This is a genomic window from Castellaniella sp. (genome assembly GCF_049651205.1).
GTDB lineage: Bacteria > Pseudomonadota > Gammaproteobacteria > Burkholderiales > Burkholderiaceae_B > Castellaniella.
In genome coordinates this window covers 162,872-182,603 of record NZ_JBASBR010000004.1, presented here as the reverse complement: position 1 = coordinate 182,603, position 19,732 = coordinate 162,872, and the positions used below count along the sequence as shown (strand labels likewise).

Annotated in this window: 17 protein-coding genes and 1 other RNA gene; 15 read left to right on the top strand and 3 right to left on the bottom strand. The window is 60.0% G+C overall.

What is annotated here, in order from left to right; genetic code table 11:
* Positions 1–43: 43 nt before the first annotated feature.
* Complete coding sequence (locus tag WA928_RS02000) at positions 44–928, top strand: transglycosylase SLT domain-containing protein (RefSeq protein ID WP_424298887.1); 885 nt, start codon at positions 44–46, stop codon at positions 926–928.
* 19 nt (positions 929–947) lie between these two features.
* Here WA928_RS02000 and WA928_RS01995 read toward each other — a convergent pair whose 3' ends face one another.
* Positions 948–2,117 carry a pyridoxal phosphate-dependent aminotransferase gene (locus WA928_RS01995; RefSeq protein WP_424299577.1) on the bottom strand — a complete coding sequence of 390 codons (1,170 nt, stop codon included), beginning with the start codon at positions 2,115–2,117 and terminating at the stop codon, positions 948–950.
* A 61-nt stretch (positions 2,118–2,178) separates the two neighbouring features.
* Here WA928_RS01995 and WA928_RS01990 point away from each other — a divergent pair, with 61 nt between their 5' ends.
* From WA928_RS01990 to WA928_RS01975, 4 genes are all read left to right on the top strand, one after another.
* Complete coding sequence (locus WA928_RS01990) at positions 2,179–3,105, top strand: hypothetical protein (protein WP_424298884.1); 927 nt, start codon at positions 2,179–2,181, stop codon at positions 3,103–3,105.
* 86 nt (positions 3,106–3,191) lie between these two features.
* The gene (locus tag WA928_RS01985) at positions 3,192–5,486 is read left to right on the top strand and encodes an NADP-dependent malic enzyme (protein WP_424298881.1); all 2,295 of its coding nucleotides are present in this window, start codon (positions 3,192–3,194) and stop codon (positions 5,484–5,486) included.
* Positions 5,487–5,508: 22 nt separating this feature from the next.
* Positions 5,509–6,672, top strand: a complete 1,164-nt coding sequence (locus WA928_RS01980; protein WP_424298878.1) for a patatin-like phospholipase family protein — start codon at positions 5,509–5,511, stop codon at positions 6,670–6,672.
* A complete protein-coding gene (locus tag WA928_RS01975; protein WP_424298875.1) occupies positions 6,669–7,130 on the top strand; it encodes a barstar family protein in 462 nt (153 codons plus the stop codon). The genes WA928_RS01980 and WA928_RS01975 overlap by 4 nt, the downstream gene beginning before the upstream one ends.
* Before the next feature lies 1 nt (position 7,131).
* On the opposite strand, the gene WA928_RS01970 is transcribed toward WA928_RS01975, so the two are convergent.
* Entirely contained in the window at positions 7,132–7,854 is a 723-nt protein-coding gene (locus WA928_RS01970; protein ID WP_424298872.1) for a 16S rRNA (uracil(1498)-N(3))-methyltransferase, read from the bottom strand.
* A 135-nt stretch (positions 7,855–7,989) separates the two neighbouring features.
* Between WA928_RS01970 and tkt the strand changes: the two genes are divergently transcribed.
* From tkt to WA928_RS01920, 10 genes are all read left to right on the top strand, one after another.
* Positions 7,990–10,035: a transketolase gene (gene tkt / locus WA928_RS01965; protein ID WP_424298869.1), complete on the top strand. Its 2,046-nt coding sequence runs from the start codon at positions 7,990–7,992 to the stop codon at positions 10,033–10,035.
* A gap of 12 nt (positions 10,036–10,047) precedes the next feature.
* The gene (gene gap / locus WA928_RS01960) at positions 10,048–11,058 is read left to right on the top strand and encodes a type I glyceraldehyde-3-phosphate dehydrogenase (protein WP_424298866.1); all 1,011 of its coding nucleotides are present in this window, start codon (positions 10,048–10,050) and stop codon (positions 11,056–11,058) included.
* A gap of 111 nt (positions 11,059–11,169) precedes the next feature.
* On the top strand, positions 11,170–12,357 hold the full coding sequence (locus tag WA928_RS01955; protein ID WP_424298863.1) for a phosphoglycerate kinase: 1,188 nt from the start codon (positions 11,170–11,172) through the stop codon (positions 12,355–12,357).
* Positions 12,358–12,376: 19 nt separating this feature from the next.
* Positions 12,377–12,474: signal recognition particle sRNA small type (gene ffs / locus WA928_RS01950), an RNA gene on the top strand.
* Positions 12,475–12,505: 31 nt separating this feature from the next.
* Entirely contained in the window at positions 12,506–14,395 is a 1,890-nt protein-coding gene (dnaX, locus tag WA928_RS01945) for a DNA polymerase III subunit gamma/tau (RefSeq protein ID WP_424298860.1), read from the top strand.
* 43 nt (positions 14,396–14,438) lie between these two features.
* Entirely contained in the window at positions 14,439–14,765 is a 327-nt protein-coding gene (locus WA928_RS01940; RefSeq protein ID WP_350382241.1) for a YbaB/EbfC family nucleoid-associated protein, read from the top strand.
* 1 nt (position 14,766) lies between these two features.
* Positions 14,767–15,369 (top strand): recombination mediator RecR, encoded by a 603-nt coding sequence (recR, locus tag WA928_RS01935; RefSeq protein WP_424298857.1) that lies wholly within the window; start codon positions 14,767–14,769, stop codon positions 15,367–15,369.
* A gap of 80 nt (positions 15,370–15,449) precedes the next feature.
* Positions 15,450–16,496 (top strand): substrate-binding domain-containing protein, encoded by a 1,047-nt coding sequence (locus WA928_RS01930; RefSeq protein WP_424298854.1) that lies wholly within the window; start codon positions 15,450–15,452, stop codon positions 16,494–16,496.
* Positions 16,489–17,331, top strand: coding sequence for an ABC transporter ATP-binding protein (locus tag WA928_RS01925; RefSeq protein WP_424298851.1), 843 nt, complete (start codon positions 16,489–16,491; stop codon positions 17,329–17,331). Before WA928_RS01930 ends, WA928_RS01925 begins: the two co-directional genes overlap by 8 nt.
* 59 nt (positions 17,332–17,390) lie before the next feature.
* On the top strand, positions 17,391–18,182 hold the full coding sequence (locus tag WA928_RS01920) for an ABC transporter permease (RefSeq protein ID WP_424298848.1): 792 nt from the start codon (positions 17,391–17,393) through the stop codon (positions 18,180–18,182).
* A gap of 59 nt (positions 18,183–18,241) precedes the next feature.
* Here WA928_RS01920 and WA928_RS01915 read toward each other — a convergent pair whose 3' ends face one another.
* Complete coding sequence (locus WA928_RS01915; protein ID WP_424298845.1) at positions 18,242–19,732, bottom strand: tripartite tricarboxylate transporter permease; 1,491 nt, start codon at positions 19,730–19,732, stop codon at positions 18,242–18,244.

The following is a 19,732-nucleotide window of genomic DNA, read 5'->3' as shown; positions in this document are numbered from 1 at the left end:
GTCGTGCCACAGATTACCATCCGACTGTCTGCCGGAGGCCGCCATGGTTGCAGGATTTTCTGATCGACTGCAGCACGGGGCGCGTGCCGTCGTGTCTCCTGTCAGCGAATTCATCCACGTCAGTGCTATTTATCTAGGGCTGGCGGTTCTCACAACACTAGCGCTCAGCTTGGTGCTGCCGTCCATGCGCCAGCAATCCCGGCAACTGCACGAAGTCGTCCTGGCCATGTTTCAGGCAGATGGTGGCAGCTACAGTGCACCCGATAGCGACGAAATCTGGTCGCCCATGGCCTCGTCTGATGTGGCGGATGCCACGGATAACACCAGCTCGCCTGCTGCAGGCGAGACTGCTGCCGAACAACCGGGCGACAACCCGCCCGCAGCGGCTCAGCCGCCGGTTGCACAGGCTGGTGTACCCGGATTCATGCAAGCGGTCTCGGCCAGTATCCATGATCGTTCGGTGCCTGGCGCAACAGCGTCTCAGGTGCACAGTCTGCGCAGTTACCTGGCCCGCAAATACCGGATTTCACCCAGTGTGGCCGGTGCTTTGGTGCGGATTGTGTTTCCAGTTGCCCGGGATCTCAAGCTGGATCCCCAATTGATGTTGGCCGTGATTGCTATCGAATCCCGTTATAACCCTTTTGTTGAGAGCTCCGTGGGGGCGCAGGGTTTGATGCAGGTGATGGGAACAGTGCATCGCGACAAGCTGCGCCAGTATGGCGGGCAGCCTGCCATCTTTAACCCGGTGGTCAATATCCGAGTGGGGGGCCAGATCCTGGCCGACTGCATTCGCCGCCGGGGATCTGTGCAAAGTGGCTTGGCCTGTTACGTAGGTGCGTCGGGCCCCAGCGACGGCGGATACGGTGCCAAGGTGCTGGCTGAGCGCCGCCGTATCGCGCTTGCCTCCGGCATTCCCCTCGGCAAGTAATGACGCCGGCGCGCAGCGCTTATGCGCGCAGCGCTGCTATAAAGGTTTCCATCCGGGTGATGGCTTGGCGCAGGCGATCCAGGCCGGTGGCATACGAAAATCTGACAAAGGTCTGTGCATGGGTCGGGCCAAAATCCAGCCCAGGTACGGCAGCGACACCTGCTTCTTGCAGCAGGCGCCGGCAAAAGGTGGCGCTGTCGATGCCCGTGTGGCTGATGTTCGCAAAAATATAAAACGCACCGTCTGGCGGAGCAGGGACATCAAGGCCAAGGCGCGAGAATTCGGGCAGGAGATAATCGCGGCGTTCTTTGAAAGACAAGCGCCGGCGCTCGTAGATCTGCATGACTTCAGGCTCAAAGCAGCTTAGCGCCGCATGCTGAGCCAGTGCCGGTGCGCAAATGGCCAGGCTGGCCGCCAGTTTCTCGATGGCTGGCATCAGTGCTGCCGGGGCCATCAACCAGCCTAGGCGCCAGCCTGTCATGTGAAAATACTTTGAAAAGCTGTTGATGACAATCAGGTTGTCATCCAGGGTAAGGGCGCTTTGCGGCGTGTGATCGTAGGCCAGGCCAAGATAGATCTCATCCATGATCACAAAGCCGCCCCGGGCACGTACTGCGGCAATCAGCGCCTGCAAGGCCTCGCGCGGCATGGAGGTGCCGGTGGGATTGCTGGGCGAGGCAATAAGCACGCCGCGGGTGTTGGGCCCCCAATGATCTTCAATGTCTTGGGCGCACAGCTGAAACCGCTGTTGCGCCGTGGTGGGGATCAGCCGTGTGATGCCGCCGGCTGCGGTGACGAAATTTTGGTTGGCCGGATAGGAAGGATCGGGCATCAAGACTTCATCACCCGGATTGATGAGTGCCAGGGCCGCCAGCAACAGGGCGCCGGAAGCACCGCCGGTGATCAGAATCCGTGAGGGATCCACGCGTGCGCCAAACTGGGTGTCGTAGTAGTGGCTGATGGCTTCGCGCAGCGCCGGGATGCCCGCGGGCGCGGTGTAGCTGCTGAGGCCGGCCTCGGCGGCGCGGTTGAGCGTCTCCAGCACGCGGGGTGGTGCGGTGAAATCGGGCTCGCCGATCCCCAGGCTGATGATGTCATGCCCTTGGGCAGCCAGTGCCTGTGCCTGTTTCAGTACTTCCACAGCGTAAAATGGCACCGTGCGTTCTGTTCGCTCTGCCAGTTGAACCATCATCAGTCTCTAGCGCATCCATTTGAAAGCCCGATTGTAGCCTTGGCTTCAGGAGATCCCAATGCAGTCACCGTCACGCCGCGCCTTTCTGTCCGGACATCGTGTCGAACGCTCTCCCTGGGAGGCATTCATGACACGTCTGCGTCGTGCCATCCAGGGGAAAGTCTATGATTTTTCCACCCCCGAGGGCAGTGCGCGGTTGCTGCCCGGGCATATGCAAGATGTGTACCGGGCGCGGGCCCTGTGCCACGAATACGGCATCACCCTGGCACTCGATGGGCTGCCTTCAGCCAATCCAAGAGATGATTTGCCTGTGCTTTGGGTAGAACCCGGTTCTGCCATGGCCCGTTGTGAGCGCCTGGGTGATGGTGACCCTCGCTGGTTTGTGCAACCGGGCTGCTTGGTGGCCGAACTCGAAACCGCCGGTTTGCCGCAATTCAAGGATCAGCCGCCGCACCTCACGGTTGCCGCCTGGCTGGCAGACCGCCGCGGGTGTGATTGGGGACGTGGGCAAACAGCCGATAGCGGTCTGGTGCACGCATTGGTGCTGCTGTCCGATGGTACCCAGGCCAATCTGGGCGCGTTTGGTGTCGATAATCACAAGCCGTTGGACAATTTGCGCGTACAGGAAATGATCCCCAAGCTGTTCGAGCTCAATGCCTCTTTGACAGACCAGACGGCGTCGTCAGAGGCTCTGTGGGATGGACGCTACCGGCTGGACGCACTCAGCCCGGTCGAGGGGCAAACCATCAATTTGTCGCATCTGCTGTTGGGGCACGGCGGCGAGTTGGGATGGGTTGAATGGCTGGTGTTCGACGAGCGCGTGGGGCGGCCTGGCAGCCGGCCCTACGAGACCCGCTATGGGCAACGGCAGGCGGCCAGTGACACCTGTGCCATCGATGATGCCGTGCGCGCACTGTTCGACCCGGATGGCTTATTTCCATCTCGCGGGCAAGACTTCAATCATCACTATGGATCGGATATATAGCGGACATGCGGCCCGGCCATACCCGCAATCGATCCAAGCAGCTAGAATGACATCACCCCTCATACATTTTCTATCAAGGCATCACGATGGACGAATCACTGCGTGCGGCAGCTCTCGAATACCACGAGCATGGCCGCCCCGGAAAAATCTCGGTTACTCCTACCAAGCAGCTTTCCAATCAGCGTGATCTCGCGCTGGCCTATTCGCCTGGTGTTGCTGCGGCTTGCGAAGAAATTGTCGCGGATGCGCATAATGCTTTCCGTTACACCGCGCGCGGCAATCTGGTGGGCGTGATTACCAACGGTACAGCCGTGCTGGGTCTGGGCAATATCGGCGCACTGGCGTCCAAGCCCGTGATGGAAGGCAAGGCGGTTCTGTTCAAGAAATTCTCTGGCCTGGATGTCTTTGATATCGAGATCAACGAACAAGATCCCGACAAGCTCGTCGAAATCATCGCCGGGCTCGAGCCTACCTTCGGCGGCATCAACCTCGAGGACATCAAGGCGCCCGAATGCTTCGAGGTAGAGCGTAAGTTACGCGAGCGCATGAAAATCCCCGTGTTTCACGACGACCAGCACGGCACGGCCATTTGCGTCACGGCTGCGTTTATCAATGGCCTCGAAGTCGTCAAAAAGGATATTGCCAAGGTCAAGGTGGTGGTCTCCGGGGCCGGGGCAGCGGCACTGGGTTGCCTGGACCTCATGATGGACATGGGCTTGCCCCTCGAGCACGTTTGGGTGTCCGACATCGAGGGTGTGGTCTACGAAGGCCGCACTGTCCTGATGGATCCCAAGAAAGAGCGCTTTGCCAAAAAAACCGATGCCCGTACGCTGGATGACATCATCGCCGACGCAGACGTGTTTCTGGGCCTGTCGGCCGGTGGGGTGCTGAAACCCGCCATGGTCAAAAAGATGGCCAAGCGCCCCTTGGTACTTGCGCTTGCCAATCCCAATCCCGAGATCCTGCCTGAGGATGCCCACGCAGTGCGTGATGATGTCGTCATCGCCACGGGGCGTTCCGACTTCCCCAATCAGGTCAATAACGTGCTGTGCTTTCCGTATATTTTCCGCGGAGCACTCGATGTGGGGGCCACCACTATTACTCGTGGCATGGAAAAAGCGGCGGTCATGGCCATCTGCAAGCTGGCCCGCGAAGAACAAAACGATGTGGTTGCAGCGGCCTATGGCCTGTACGACGTCTCCTTTGGTTCCACCTACTTTATTCCCAAGCCGTTTGATCCCCGCCTGATCGTTCGTATTTCTCCCGCTGTGGCCAAGGCAGCCATGGACGATGGCGTTGCCACACGACCTATTGCCGATTTCGAAAGCTATGCCGGCCAGCTCGAGCAATTTGTCTATCACTCCGGTGCCTTCATGAAGCCGCTGTTCTCGGCGGCCCGTGCCATGGTCCGCGAGGGTGGAAAATCGCGCATTGTGTTTGCCGAAGGCGAAGACGAACGCGTATTGCGCGCAGTGCAGATCGTGGTCGACGAACGTCTAGCTAAGCCGATTCTCATCGGGCGCCCGGCCGTACTGGCCAGCCGCATCGAAAAATATGGGCTGCGCATCCGCTTGGGCGTAGACGTCGAAGTCACCAACCCCGAGCACGACGAGCGCTTCCATCAATACTGGACGCACTACTGGGAGATCATGTGCCGTCGCGGCATTACCAAGGAGATGGCGCGTGTCGAGATGCGGCGTCGCCTGACGCTGATCGGCGCCATGATGGTGCACCTGGGCGATGCCGATGGCATGATTTGCGGCACGGTGGGTACCTATGGCAACCACCTTCGTTTCATCGACGAAGTCCTTGGTCAGCAGCCAAATGCGCGCACCTATGCGGCGATGAACATCCTGCTGCTCAACGAGCGCACCATTGCGCTGGCTGATACGCATGTCAACGACAACCCCGATGCGGCCCAGATCGCCGAGATCACCCTGATGGCAGCCGAAGAAATGAGGCGCCTCAACATCGAGCCCAAGGTTGCACTGTTGTCGCGGTCCAATTTTGGTACCGGCAGTTCGTCCTCGGGCCAGAAGATGCGGGACGCCCTGGCAATTGTGCGTGAGCGCGATCCCAATCTCGAGGCAGACGGCGAGATGCACGGCGACTGCGCGCTTGACCCAAGCCTTCGCGAGCGCATCCTGCCCACCACCACACTCAAGGGCGAAGCCAACCTGCTGATCTGCCCCAGCGTGGATGCCGGCAATATTGCCTATAACCTGCTCAAGACAGCAGCGGGTGGCAATATTGCTGTGGGCCCATTTTTGTTGGGGGCCAATGCGCCAGTGCATATTCTGACATCCAGCTCCACCGTACGGCGGATCGTCAATATGGCAGCCCTCACTGTCGTTGATGCCAACAAACCCCGACGCACCTGATCGAGGGCGCATAGGCCTGGTCATGACAGGAGGCGGCGCGCGCGCCGCCTACCAGGCCGGGGTGCTGTCCGGAATCCTCCAGGTGCTGGATCCCGATTCAGCCCCCGGATTTCGCAATCCGTTTGACATCATCTGCGGGACGTCGGCTGGCGCCATCAATGCGGCGGCCCTGGCCTGCCGGGCGCATCGGCCGCATCAGGCCGTCAACCACCTGTGTGCACTGTGGCAGGCCCTGCACACCAATGATGTTTATTATTCGGACGCCCCACGGCTGATGCGAACCGGCCTGCAGTGGGTGGCCATGCTCACGCTGGGTTGGCTTCGGCCACAGTGGTCGCGGCTGGCGCCACACTCGTTTCTGGATAATCAGCCGTTGGCCCGTTTGCTGGGCCAAACGCTTAACTTTTCGCGCCTCAACACCAACCTTCAGCGTGGCCATCTGCAGGCGGTGGCCATTACGGCGGCTGCTTACACCACCGGAGAACACCTCACTTTCTATCAGGCACGCGGCGGCATCATGCCCTGGACACGTACCTTGCGCCGCGCGGTGGCATGCCAGATCGGGGTCGATCATCTGCTTGCATCCAGCGCCATTCCCTTTGTGTTTCCGGCCCGAGCCATCTTGCTGGGAGACCGCACTGTCTGGTGTGGCGATGGCTCGATGCGACAGTTGGCACCGATCAGCCCGGCCATTCACCTTGGGGCACAACGCATTTTTGTCATTGGTACCAACTACCGTGATGAGACCCAGCCGGGGATCCGCGAACTCAGCCCCCAGTACCCCTCTTTGGCACAGATTGCCGGGCATACTTTGTCCAATATTTTTCTGGATGGAGTGTCCGCCGATATGGAGCGCCTCGAGCGCGTCAATGAGCTGCTTGCGCGAATCCCTCCAAATGGATTAAAAAGCGAGTCACTGCGACCCATCCATACCCTGATGATCGCACCCAGTCAGTCTCTCGATGAAATTGCGCTGGCCCATCTGGCCGAACTTCCGCGAGCTGTCCAAACGTTGTTCAGGGTGTTGGGTGTCTCGTCCCGGAAAATCGAACCCGGGGGCGGGGCACTGGCGTCTTACCTTTTGTTCGAATCTGGTTACACAAAAGACCTGATCGCGCTAGGTAGGGCAGACAGCATGAACCGTGCTGATGAAATCATCGCTTTTTTCAAGGAGTGGTCCGCATGAGTCTGGCCCAGATAAGCAAAATGTTCGCCCAAGGCGTGGTCGACGCTCAGGCTGTGTCCGAACAGGATGCCATGGCCGCTGCGGCCGAGGCCGGTCTGGCAGCATTTGTGGTCGATTGCGATCGTGCCCGCAGCCGCTCTGCTGTGTTGCGGGCTGTCGTCAAAGCGATTGATTATCCCGAGTTTTTCGGCGGCAATCTGGATGCCCTGTACGATTGCCTCAGCGATACGCTGATCGATCAGAAAGCCGGTTTGTTTTTGTGGTTCCGACATTTGCATTCGGGTGATCCAGCGCTGACCGAAGATGCTCAGGCGATTCAAGCCGTATGCGACGATGTGGTCGAGTTTGGCCAAAACAACGAGCGCGTGTTTGTGTATGCCATCCAGCATGCCGGCGCACACCCGGCGGCCGAGCCTGGCGTAGACCCCACGCCGTACTCTGGCCGCGACGGTGCCTGAATCACCACCCCAGCAAGGCTGTGGCAGCCGCTGCCATGGCCAGGCCGGCGGTTTCGGTGCGCAGTATGCGCAGGCCAAACTGTACGGGCGTGATGCCCGCTCTGTTCGCTGTGGCTAGTTCTGCCTCAGACCAGCCGCCCTCTGGCCCCACCAGCAAGGTCAGGGTGTTGTCCACTGGCCGCAAGGCCGCCGCAAAATCCTGATTGGCATCGGGATGACAAAACACTGGATGCCCTGATACTTGCATCAAGCTGTTTGCTAGCGTTTGCGGCGTCTCCAGGTGCATCAGCCGATTGCGGCCACATTGTTCGCTGGCTGCCTGAATCACCGCACGCCAGTGTGCCACCCGTTTCTCAAGCCGCGGTCCGGCTAGACGCAGTACGCTACGGTCTGCAGCAACCGGGATCACACGGTGTATGCCGAGCTCGACTGCCTTCTCGATGATCCAGTCCATTTTGTCGCCCGCCGCAATGCCCTGCACCAAGGTGATTTGGCCAGCGAGTTCGCGTTCGATGGGGTCGCGTACGCCAAGCACTGCCCAGGCCTGGCGCCCTTCGGCGTGCAAAACGGCGGTAAATTGCCCACCCAAACCGTCAAACAGGACAATGTTGCTGCCCGTAGGCAAACGCAAGACCCTCAGGGCGTGATGTGCCAGTGGTTCGGGCAGTTCGATCCGTTGATGGGCCTGCAACGGAGTCGGGTAAAAAAAACGGGCGGTTGACATAAATAGTTCATGTCCCTGCAAGAGGAATGCCCGGACTATAAACCGGAGCGGGCAGGGTGGTAAAATTCAGGGCTTTGTCATCCTTCATTTTTGCTTACGCATGCAGCATGGCTTGCGTGCGTGGCCCAAATACCTATGAGCGCATTGCCCGCCCCTGATTCTTCCATGGCCAACGCGATCCGTGTTCTTGCCATGGATGCCGTCCAACAAGCCAATTCCGGACACCCCGGAGCCCCAATGGGGATGGCTGATATTGCGCATGTGCTCTGGACTCGTCATCTGCGCCACAACCCGGCTGATCCCGCCTGGATCGACCGCGACCGTTTCGTGCTGTCCAATGGCCATGGCTCGATGCTGTTGTACGCCTTGCTGCATCTCAGTGGCTACGACCTCCCCATCGAAGAACTCCGCAATTTCCGCCAGCTGCATTCGCGCACGCCGGGACACCCCGAAGTCGGCATCACGCCGGGGGTTGAAACCACTACCGGCCCACTGGGGCAAGGCCTGGCCAACGGGGTGGGGATGGCGTTGGCACAGGCCCTGCTGGCGCAGGAGTTCAACCGTCCAGGACACCCGATCATCGACCACGACACCTATGTGTTTGTCGGCGATGGCTGCCTGATGGAAGGCATTTCCCACGAGGCCTGCTCCCTTGCCGGTACGCTGGGTCTGTCGCGTCTCATTGTGTTCTACGATGACAACGGCATCTCCATCGACGGCGAAGTCAAAAATTGGTTCGCTGATGACACCCCGGCCCGCTTCGAGGCCTATGGCTGGAATGTCCTGCGCGGCGTGGATGGCCACGACAGTAATGCACTGGACGCCGCCATCAACCAGGCCCGCGCCCATGGGGCGGCAGGCCGCGGCCCTACCCTGATTTGTTGCCGCACCGTCATCGGAAAAGGCGCGCCCACCAAGGCAGGCACCGAGAAAGTGCACGGCGCACCGCTGGGCGCGGATGAAATCGCCGCTGCCCGCAAGGCCATGGGCTGGTCATATCCGCCCTTCGAGATCCCGCAAAACGTCTACGCCTATTGGAACGCCCGCGAACGTGGCGCCCACCTGCAATCTGATTGGCAAGTGCGTTTCGACCACTACGCCGAGGCCTACCCCGAGCAGGCGTCCGAGCTCTGCCGCCGGATGGCGGGCGAGCTGCCCACTGATTTTGCTCAGCGTGCGCTCGATTACGTGTTGTCCACGCAAGACAGGGCAGAATCCATCGCCTCGCGCAAGGCCTCCCAGCAGGCCATCGCGGCGTTTGCCGAGATCCTGCCCGAGCTCCTGGGCGGTTCGGCCGATCTCACCGGGTCCAATTTCACCGACTGGAAAGGCGTGGCGCCGGTGCGTCGCACGGCGCAAGGCCTGCAGGCCGGCCGGCACATTAATTACGGTGTACGCGAGTTCGCCATGGCTGCCATCATGAACGGCATGGCGCTGCATGGGGGCTACCTGCCGTTTGGCGGTACGTTCCTGACGTTCTCCGACTACTCTCGCAATGCGCTGCGTATGGCTGCCCTCATGAAGCAGCGCGTGGTGCATGTCTTTACCCACGATTCCATCGGCCTGGGCGAAGACGGCCCCACCCATCAGTCCATCGAGCACGCTGGCAGCCTACGCCTGATCCCCAATCTACATGTCTGGCGTCCGTGCGACACCACCGAAACCGCGGTGGCCTGGCAGTCTGCCTTGTCCCGTCCGGCCAGTGTGGGTATGGCGGTTCACCCGGGCGGCCCGTCTGCGCTGTTGTTGTCGCGTCAAAATCTGCCGTTTGTCGCCCGGGACACCGCCACTACCCAGGCCATTGCCCGGGGGGGATATGTGTTGCGCGACATGGTGGGCGCCTGCGCGGTGCTGATTGCCACCGGATCTGAAGTCGGGCTGGCCCTGCAGGCGCAAGACCAGCTGGCTGCGCGCGGTATTGCCACCCGCGTGGTTTCCATGCCTTGCACCCAGGTGTTTGATGCCCAGGATGCCGCCTGGCGCCGCGAGGTGCTGCCTGCGGATCTTCCCCGCGTGGCCATCGAGGCAGGCGGCACGGCTACTTGGTACAAATACGTCGGTACCACCGGTGCAGTGGTGGGTATCGATACCTTTGGTGAATCGGCGCCGGCCGGTGTGTTGTTCAAACATTTCAACCTGACGGCCGATCATGTGGCCGCTACAGTCGAACAGCTTTTGTAAAGGAGATTCTCCATGACCATTCGCGTCGCCATCAATGGTTACGGCCGTATCGGCCGCAACATCCTGCGGGCCCACTACGAAGACGGCAAGAAGCACGATATTCAGATCGTGGCCATCAACGACCTCGGTGATCCCGAAACCAACGCTCACCTTACCCGCTACGACACCGCCCATGGCCGTTTTCCTGGCACGGTTGAAGTCGATGCGGACAGCATGGTCGTCAATGGCGACCGCATCCGTGTGCTGGCCGAGCGCGACCCCGCCAAGCTGCCCTGGGGCGAGCTCAAGGTGGATGTTGTGCTCGAGTGCACGGGTTTCTTTGCCACCAAAGAAAAAGCCTCTGCCCACCTCAAGGGCGGTGCAAAAAAGGTCATTATCTCGGCTCCAGGTGGCAAGGATGTCGACGCAACCATCGTGTATGGCGTCAACCACACCGTGCTAAAGGCCACTGATACCGTTATCTCCAACGCGTCTTGCACCACCAACTGCCTGGCACCGCTGGTGCATCCGCTGCATCAGAAACTGGGCATCGTCCATGGCTTGATGACCACCATCCACGCCTATACCAACGATCAAGTCCTGACCGACGTCTATCACAAAGACCTGCGCCGGGCGCGTTCTGCCACACACAGCATGATCCCCACCAAAACCGGTGCGGCCTCGGCTGTGGGTCTGGTGTTGCCCGAGCTTAACGGCAAGCTGGATGGTTATGCCATCCGTGTGCCCACGATCAATGTCTCGATTGTTGACCTCTCCTTTGTGGCCTCGCGTGACACCACCGTCGAAGAAGTCAACGGCATCCTCAAGGCGGCTGCCGAAGGCCCTCTGAAAGGCATTCTGGCTTACACCACCGAGCCCCTGGTATCGGTCGACTTCAACCACAGCCCGCTGTCCAGCACGGTAGACGCAGGCCTGACCAAGGTCTTGGGTTCTCTGGTCAAGGTGTCATCCTGGTACGACAACGAGTGGGGTTTCTCCAATCGGATGCTGGATACCACCGTGGCCCTGATGGCTGCAAAATAATCCAGAGCTTAAAAAAAAGGGCGGGGCAACCCGCCCTTGTCATATCTGGTGTCTTACCGTTTTGCACCATTTGCGTGCTGCTTTTTTGTCAATCAACCCACTTCTGATCTCATGACCATTCAGACTCTTTCTGCCCTGGCCAAAACCGGCAAGCTGGCCGGCAAGCGCATATTTATCCGCTCCGATCTCAATGTGCCGATGGATGGTGAGCGCATCACCGAAGACACCCGTATCCGCGCGTCTGTGCCTGCGATTCGGATGGCGCTTGATGCGGGCGCTGCCGTGATGGTGACGTCCCACTTGGGTCGACCCACCGAAGGTACTGTAAGGCCTGAAGATTCCCTGAAACTGGTTGCCGTCCGGCTGGCCGAGTGCCTGCAGCAACCCGTGCGCCTGGTGCAAGACTGGGTGTCAGGGGTTGAGGTTGCGGTGGGCGAAGTAGTGCTGCTCGAAAACTGCCGCTGCAATCCGGGAGAAAAAAAGAACGATCCTACCCTGGCGCGGCAAATGGCGGCCCTGTGTGATGTCTATGTCAATGATGCCTTCGGTACCGCGCATCGCGCTGAAGCCACCACCGAGGGCATTGCCCGCTTCGCCCCGATAGCGTGTGCCGGCCCCTTGCTGGCTGCCGAGCTTGATGCGCTGGGGCGTGCCCTGCAGTCACCCCGCCGTCCGATGGTGGCGATTGTCGGCGGCTCAAAGGTGTCCACCAAGCTGTCCATCCTGCAGGCGCTGGCCGGCAAGGTTGACCAACTGATCGTGGGGGGCGGTATTGCCAACACATTTATGTTGGCTGCCGGCCTGCCGATCGGAAAATCGCTGGCCGAACCCGACCAGATCGATCAGGCCCGTGCGGTGATTCAGGCCATGCAGGCGCGTGGGGTCGAAGTGCCTATCCCTGTGGATGTGGTGGTGGCCGGCCATTTTGCAGCTGACGCCCCCGCTACCGTCAAGGCGGCAACTGATGTCGGGCCCGATGATCTGATTCTGGATATTGGCCCCCAAACCGCAAAGCAACTGGCACAGCAACTGCGCAGCGCCGGCACCATTGTCTGGAATGGCCCTGTGGGCGTGTTTGAGTTCGATGCCTTTTCACATGGCACCGAAACTATTGCTCAGGCAATCGCAGACTCCGACGGATTTTCCATTGCCGGGGGCGGTGACACACTGGCTGCCATTGCCAAATATGGTATTGCACAGCAAGTGGGGTATATCTCCACCGGAGGAGGCGCTTTTCTCGAATTTCTCGAGGGCAAAACTTTGCCAGCGGTTGCTGCCCTGCAAGGCCATAAGGCTTGAGGTCTGTTAGAATCACCAAGGCGGGCCCCTTCGCATGGTTCGGCGGTAAATCTGGTCAGGTCGGGAACGAAGCAGCCACAGCCGTGCAGAACCAGTGCCGAAGTCAGGCTCGCCTTTCCTTTTGTCTTTTCCGGTCAGCGGCCAACTCATGAGCTATCTCGTTCTGGCGCGCAAATGGCGCCCCCGATCTTTCGATACCCTGGTGGGGCAAGATCACGTGGTGCGGGCACTCACTCATGCCCTGTCTTCTGGTCGATTGCATCATGCCTGGCTGTTTACCGGCACGCGTGGCGTGGGCAAGACTACGCTTTCGCGGATCTTGGCCAAGTCACTGAATTGCGCCGATGGCGTCACGGCCACGCCTTGTGGTCATTGTCAGGCCTGCACCGAAATCGATGCCGGTCGTTTTGTTGACTACATCGAGCTCGATGCCGCTTCCAATCGCGGCGTTGATGAAATGACTCAGCTCCTCGAGCAAGCGGTGTATGCACCCTCGTCTGGCCGCTATAAGGTCTACATGATCGACGAAGTGCACATGCTCACCGGTCATGCCTTTAACGCCATGCTCAAGACGCTCGAAGAACCCCCCGAGCATGTCAAGTTCATTTTGGCCACCACTGATCCGCAAAAGATTCCGGTGACGGTGCTGTCGCGTTGCTTGCAGTTCAACCTCAAACAAATGACCGTACCGGCCATTGTTCAGCATTTGCAGCAGATTCTTGCGCAAGAAGACATCCCCGCTGATACGCAAAGTTTGCGTCTGATTGCCCAGGCAGCGGCGGGTTCCATGCGCGATGCGCTGTCTCTAGCCGACCAGGCCATCTCGTTTGCCGCTGGTAATCTCACGGCCCAGGCCGTGGGCGAGATGCTGGGCACCCTGGATCAGCATCATTTGGTGGCCCTGGCCCGCGCACTGGCCGTGGCAGATGCTGCAGCCGTGCTGGCAGTGGCGGATGATCTTGCCTTGCGCGGCCTATCTTTCCGGTCAGCACTGGCCGATCTGGCCATTTTGTTGTCGCGGGTGGCTATTGCACAGCGTTTGGGGCATGCCCCCGAAAACGACCCCCAAGCCGAGGGTATTCAATCGCTGGCGGGCTTGCTAAGCCCCGACGACGTGCAGCTGTTTTATTCTGTGGCCGTGCACAGTCGCCAAGAGCTTGCATTGGCGCCCGATGAATACGCCGGCTTTGTGATGGCTTGCTTACGGATGCTGGCTCTGTTGCCTGCAGATCGTGTGCCGCCGGTGCCGCCGTCTGCACCACCAGTGGCGGTAGAGCCCGCATCGCCTGCGGGCGATGCGGCGGCCTTGCCCGCGTCCGACTCTCACGACACCCCTGCTTGGGAAGCCTCGCCCTCAGAGTTGCAGGCGGCAGCTGTCCAGGCCCAGCCGGAAGCGCTTCAAAGCCCCAGCCAGCAACCGGCCTCCGAAAACCTCGCGGCTTCCGGAGACCCTGTGCTGGATGATCAGGCGGTGCCCGATGGTGCACAAGCGGCGGATGACTGGACGACAGACATTCCCGATGCATCAGACGATGGCTCAGAACCCGGCATGACGGCGTTTAGTGCGGATGACACCCTGGCAGAGCAGTTGGGTGGCCTGTCTGGCGTGCCCGGCGTGTCTGCAACAGCGGCAGCTACCCAGGCAGACCCGGCCAGCCTTACGTCTACTCAGTGGCCCGCACTGGCAGCCAGCCTGCCGGTTACGGGTGCTGCCCGTGCGCTGGCGCTTAACAGCGAGTGGCAATCGGGTGACGAGCACCAGATCCACCTGCGTGTGGCCATTCATACGCTCACAGAAGGTGGGGCGCACGATCGCCTGCGCACGGTGTTGTCCGAGCACTTTGGCCGTGTATTGCAGCTACGGGTGGATTACGGCGATACAGGCGATGACACCGCCTACGCGCTCGATCAGGCGGCCCGGGGTAGGCGTTTGCAGGCGGCAGAGCAGGCCGCCCAACAGGCTCCCCTGGTTCAGGCTCTGGTGCAGCAGTTTGGGGCCCGCATTGTGCCAGGATCCGTACAGCCGCCTGCGGTATAGTCGCTGTTTTGTTCTCCTCTCTTCACCCAATCAGGACATCACCATGATGAAAGGTCAGATTGCCGGCTTGATGCGTCAGGCCCAGCAGATGCAAGAAAACATGAAAAAGGCGCAGGATGCCCTGGCCGACATCGTCGTCGAAGGTGCCTCCGGTGGCGGCCTGGTCAAGGTCTCCATGAGCTGCAAGTTCGATGTGAAACGGGTCACGATCGATCCAACTCTCTATGACGATGATCGCGACATGATCGAAGATCTGGTGGCGGCTGCCTTCAATGATGCCCAGCGCAAGGCCGAGGCCACCGCCCAGGAAAAAATGTCTGCAGTGACCGCCGGGATGTCGTTGCCGCCGGGCATGAAACTGCCGTTCTGAGATGGCAACGGGCCTGCCCGAACCCGAGCCCCTGCGCGCTCTGATCGACGCCTTGCGCAGCCTGCCGGGTGTTGGTGTGCGGACAGCGCGGCGGATGGCGTATCACCTCTTGCAGCATGATCCCGAAGGTGCGCGGCACCTGGCCGATACGCTGCAGGCGGCCGTGGGAGAGCTGCGTCACTGCGAACGCTGCAACTCGTTTTCCCAGACGCCGCTGTGCACCACGTGCCAGGATCCTACCCGGGATCCGGCCGTATTGTGCGTTGTCGAAACCCCTGCTGATCAGAACATGATCGAGTCCAGCCATGGCTACAAGGGCCTGTATTACGTGCTGATGGGGCGTTTGGCACCCCTTGAAGGGGTTGGGCCCGATCAGGTGCGCTTTGCGCAGTTGCTTCAGCGTGCCTCGGATGGCCAGGTAAAAGAAGTGATTTTGGCCACCAACTTTACGGCCGAAGGCGAAACTACAGCATATTATCTGGCTGATATGCTGCGCAACCAGGGGTTGACGGTTACCCGGCTGGCCCGCGGCGTGCCCAGCGGCAGCGAGCTTGAATACGTGGATGCAGGCACGATTGCCTGGGCTTTGGCCGAGCGTCGCTAACACCGCCGGCACGGCTTGCCCGTCGATTAATCCGCGGTATTATGCTTGCGTAATATTTAAAACCAATACGGAGACACACCATGGCCATTTCTCGTCGTGACCTTCTAAAAACCGCTGCTGCGGCGGGTATGCTGGGTGGCTTGCCTGGTCTTGCCCGAGCCCAGGTCGATACACCCGAAAAACCTTCACTGACGATTGCCGTGGGTGGCCAGGCCCTGATTTATTACCTGCCGCTATCGGTTGCGCATCTCAAAGGCTACTTCAAGGAAGAAGGCCTGGATGCCACCATTGCTGATTTTGCCGGGGGTTCCAAGGCCCTGCAGGCAGTGGTAGGCGGTAGTGCCGATGTGGTCTCCGGAGCCTTCGAGCACACCATCAACCTGCAGGCCAAGGGGCAGTTCTATCGCTGCTTTGCCCTGCAAGGTCGTGCGCCGATGATTGTCCTCGGGGTCTCTAAAAAAACCATGCCCGATTACAAAACACCGGCTGATCTCAAAGGTAAAAAAATTGGGGTGACGGCACCAGGCTCGTCCACCAACATGATGGCCAGTTTCTTTTTGGCCCAACACGGTCTCAAACCCTCGGATGTTGCCTATATTGGAGTGGGTGCGGGCGCCGGTGCGGTTACTGCCCTAAGGTCAGGCCAAATTGACGCCATCGCCAACCTTGATCCCGTGATCAGTACCTTGGTCAAAGAAGACGCTATCCAGATCATTGCCGACACCCGCACCTTGCAGGATGCTCACAAGATCTTCGGCGGCAACATGCCTGCCGGCTGCCTGTACGCCTCACAGTCATTCATTGATGCTAATCCCAATACCACCCAGGCCCTGGCCAATGCCATGGTGCGGGCCGATAAATGGATTCAGGCGGCTACCCCGGACGACATCGTCAAGCTGGTGCCCAAGTCCTATCTGCTGGGCGACCCCGATCTCTACAAGTTGGCACTCAAGGGCAATCACGAAGCCCTGTCTCCCGATGGTCTGGTGCCCGAAGACGGTCCGCAAACCGCTCTCAATGCGCTGGCCGAGTTCGTGCCGCACTTTGATCGCACCAAGATAGACATCTCGCGCGTCTGGACTAATCAGTTTGCAATCAAGGCCGGCCAGAAGTATCCGCATGGTTGATTCTGCAATACGTTCTGTCGATGCCAATGCGGGCGAATCGCCCGCATTGTTGCTGGATTCCGTCACCTGCACCTTCACCGACGCCAAGGGGGGGGCTTACACGGCTATGCGCGATGCCACCGTCTCAGTGGCGGCGGGAGAGTTCGTTTCCGTGGTGGGCCCTACCGGCTGCGGCAAATCGACGCTGCTCAATATGGCAGCCGGTTTGCTGCAGCCCTCGGGTGGCCGGGTAACCGTGTTTGGGCAAACCCTTCAAGGCGTTAATCATCGTGCTGGGTATATGTTCCAGGGCGAGGCGTTGATGCCCTGGCGTAATGCCTTGGGCAATGTCACGGCAGGGCTCGAGTTCGCAGGTGTCTCCGTGGCCGAGGCCAAATCCCGTGGGCAAGATTGGCTGCGGCGCGTAGGGCTGGGGGGCTTCGAAGACCGCTACCCTCACCAGATGTCGGGCGGGATGCGCAAGCGTGCCATGCTGGCGCAAACCCTGATTCGCGATCCTGATCTCATCCTCATGGATGAGCCTTTCTCTGCGCTCGATATCCAGACGCGTCAGCTGATGGAAAACGAAGTCCTGGATCTCTGGATGGCGCGCCGCAAGGCGGTGCTGTTCATCACCCACGACCTCGACGAAGCCATCGCCATGAGCGACCGTGTCGTGGTGCTCTCGGCAGGGCCCGATACCCACCCGATCGGCGAATTCGTCATTGACATCCCGCGTCCGCGTGATGTGGCCGAGGTTCGGATGCATCCCCGCTTTATCGAGCTGCATCAAGGGATCTGGGCGGTCTTGCGTGATGAAGTCCTTAAGGGCTATCAGCGTCAGAAACAGGCCTGATGTTTATTTTCCAGCCTGGCCAATGTGTCTGTCGGGCCTGAAACCGAGGTGTCTCCACCATGAAATCCGAACTCTCCCGGCCTGTGCTGCGCACCTTTCAGGTGACCTTGCTGGTAACCATTTTGCTGATCTGGCACTTTGCCGCCCAAAACAAGGATATTGCCTTCTTTTTTGGCCGGCCCCTTGAAGTCGCACAGGTGATCTGGGCCTGGTTTGTGACGGATGCCAGCGTCTATCGGCATCTGTGGATTACGCTCTCAGAAACTGTGCTGGCCTTTTTTATCGGCACGGTGGGTGGCCTCGCCTTTGGCCTGTGGCTGGGTTTGTCGCGTAGCGCCAGTGCCTTGCTTGAGCCCTATGTCACGGCGGCCAATTCCATGCCGCGCGTGATTCTGGCCCCGATCTTTGGCATGTGGTTCGGCCTGGGCATTTGGTCCAAGGTGGCCCTGGCGGTTACCTTGGTGTTTTTCATTGTGTTTTTCAATGTGTATCGCGGCGTGCGCGAGGTATCACCCACATTGCTGGATAACGCCCGCATGCTGGGGGCAAACCAGCGCCAGCTCTTGCGCCATGTGTATATCCCTTCGGCAACCAGCTGGGTGTTTTCCAGCCTGCACACTTCGGTCGGCCTGGCGTTTGTCGGCGCGGTAGTGGGCGAGTACCTGGGCTCTGCCGCGGGGGTGGGCTACCTGATCTTGCAGGCTGAAGGCACGCTGGATGTCAACACGGTGTTTGCCGGTATTGTGGTGCTGACGATTTTTGCCTTGCTGCTGGATGGTGCCGTCTCGCTGGCTGAGCGCCGGTTGCTGGTGTGGCAACCCGAACCCGGGGCAACAACGGGCCAGGCCTGATCCCAAAAAGATGCACCAGAGATCCTCTGGCGCATCGGGTGGGTGCTGATCTTGTGCAATCAGCCCGCAGCGGTCTTGATCTTACGCAGCAGGACAGGCATCAGCAGCACCAGTACCGCGAGGATCAGAAAGGTTAGGGACAAGGGGTTGGTGACAAACACAGAGGGATCCCCATTGTTGATGGCCAGGGCGCGGCGCAGTTGGGTTTCTGCCATCGGCCCCAGGATCAGGCCGATCAGCAAGGGAGCAATCGGGAAATCGTAGACCCGCATGACATACCCTGTGACGCCGATCACGAACATAATGAGCAGATCCACCCAGGACGTCGACAGGCCCCAGACACCAACCATGGTAAAGACCAGGATGCCCGCGTACAGGTAGGGGCGTGGGATGAGCAGTAAACGTACCCAGATCCCAACCAGGGGCAGGTTGAGCACCAGCAGCATGACGTTGCCGATATACAGTGATGCGATGATGGTCCAGACCAGATCGTGGCTGTTGGTGAACAGAAAAGGCCCTGGCTGCAGCCCATAGCTTTGGAAAGCGGCCAGCAGTACGGCGGCTGTGGCCGAGGTGGGCAAGCCCAGCGTAAGCAATGGAACCAAAATGCCGGCTGCCGCCGCGTTGTTGGCGGCCTCGGGGCCTGCGACGCCTTCGATGGCGCCGTGGCCAAATTCATTTGGCTTTTTGCATAACTTGCGCTCTGTCATGTAGGACAGAAATGTTGGTACCTCGGTGCCACCGGTAGGCAGGGCCCCGATGGGGAAGCCAAACAAGGTGCCGCGCAGCCAGGGCTTCCAGGATCGTTGCCAGTCTTCTTTGGTCATCCAGGCCTTGCCGGACAAGGGATTGATCTGTGGTGGCATGCTGCGGTAGCGGCTGGCAACATACATGACCTCGCCAACCGCAAAGAGCGACACCAGAACGACGGTGAGCTCGATGCCGTCAAGGAGTGCAAAAACGCCAAATGTGAGGCGTGCCTGGCCTGTCTGGGCGTCGATGCCGACTACGCCCAGTGCCAACCCGAGCAGCAGGGCGATCAGGCCGCGCACACGGGATGCGCCAAGCACCACTGATACGGACATCAGTGACAGCACCATGAGCGCAAAGTAATCGGCCGCGGTAAAGACAAAGGCCAGTTCGGCCACGAGGGGGGCAAAGAAAGTAATGCCCAGTGTGGCCAAGGTACCGGCAACAAAGGACCCAATGGCTGCAGTGGCCAGAGCGGCCGCGCCCCGTCCGGATTTGGCCATTTTGTTGCCTTCGAGTGCGGTCATCATGGACCCGCTTTCTCCGGGAGTGTTCAGCAGGATGGAGGTGGTGGAGCCTCCGTACATGGCGCCGTACAGGACGCCCGCAAAGATGATGAAAGCGGCGGTGGGTGAGATCTGCACCGTCACCGGCAAGAGCAGGGCAATGGTGAGCGCCGGGCCGATACCGGGCAACACGCCCATGGCCGTACCCAGCATTGAACCCAGGAATGCCCAGAGTAGGTTGATAGGTTCCAGCGCGACGCTGAAACCTGACATCAAGGCAGAAAATGAATCCAT

Excerpts from the sequence above, each read along its gene's own strand:
- WA928_RS02000 (WP_424298887.1), top strand. The coding sequence starts at position 44 with ATGGTTGCAGGATTTTCTGATCGACTGCAGCACGGGGCGCGTGCCGTC.
- WA928_RS01995 (WP_424299577.1), bottom strand. The coding sequence starts at position 2,117 with ATGGTTCAACTGGCAGAGCGAACAGAACGCACGGTGCCATTTTACGCT.
- WA928_RS01990 (WP_424298884.1), top strand. The coding sequence starts at position 2,179 with ATGCAGTCACCGTCACGCCGCGCCTTTCTGTCCGGACATCGTGTCGAA.
- WA928_RS01985 (WP_424298881.1), top strand. The coding sequence starts at position 3,192 with ATGGACGAATCACTGCGTGCGGCAGCTCTCGAATACCACGAGCATGGC.
- WA928_RS01980 (WP_424298878.1), top strand. The coding sequence starts at position 5,509 with ATGACAGGAGGCGGCGCGCGCGCCGCCTACCAGGCCGGGGTGCTGTCC.
- WA928_RS01975 (WP_424298875.1), top strand. The coding sequence starts at position 6,669 with ATGAGTCTGGCCCAGATAAGCAAAATGTTCGCCCAAGGCGTGGTCGAC.
- WA928_RS01970 (WP_424298872.1), bottom strand. The coding sequence starts at position 7,854 with ATGTCAACCGCCCGTTTTTTTTACCCGACTCCGTTGCAGGCCCATCAA.
- tkt (WP_424298869.1), top strand. The coding sequence starts at position 7,990 with ATGAGCGCATTGCCCGCCCCTGATTCTTCCATGGCCAACGCGATCCGT.
- gap (WP_424298866.1), top strand. The coding sequence starts at position 10,048 with ATGACCATTCGCGTCGCCATCAATGGTTACGGCCGTATCGGCCGCAAC.
- WA928_RS01955 (WP_424298863.1), top strand. The coding sequence starts at position 11,170 with ATGACCATTCAGACTCTTTCTGCCCTGGCCAAAACCGGCAAGCTGGCC.
- dnaX (WP_424298860.1), top strand. The coding sequence starts at position 12,506 with ATGAGCTATCTCGTTCTGGCGCGCAAATGGCGCCCCCGATCTTTCGAT.
- WA928_RS01940 (WP_350382241.1), top strand. The coding sequence starts at position 14,439 with ATGATGAAAGGTCAGATTGCCGGCTTGATGCGTCAGGCCCAGCAGATG.
- recR (WP_424298857.1), top strand. The coding sequence starts at position 14,767 with ATGGCAACGGGCCTGCCCGAACCCGAGCCCCTGCGCGCTCTGATCGAC.
- WA928_RS01930 (WP_424298854.1), top strand. The coding sequence starts at position 15,450 with ATGGCCATTTCTCGTCGTGACCTTCTAAAAACCGCTGCTGCGGCGGGT.
- WA928_RS01925 (WP_424298851.1), top strand. The coding sequence starts at position 16,489 with ATGGTTGATTCTGCAATACGTTCTGTCGATGCCAATGCGGGCGAATCG.
- WA928_RS01920 (WP_424298848.1), top strand. The coding sequence starts at position 17,391 with ATGAAATCCGAACTCTCCCGGCCTGTGCTGCGCACCTTTCAGGTGACC.
- WA928_RS01915 (WP_424298845.1), bottom strand. The coding sequence starts at position 19,732 with ATGGATTCATTTTCTGCCTTGATGTCAGGTTTCAGCGTCGCGCTGGAA.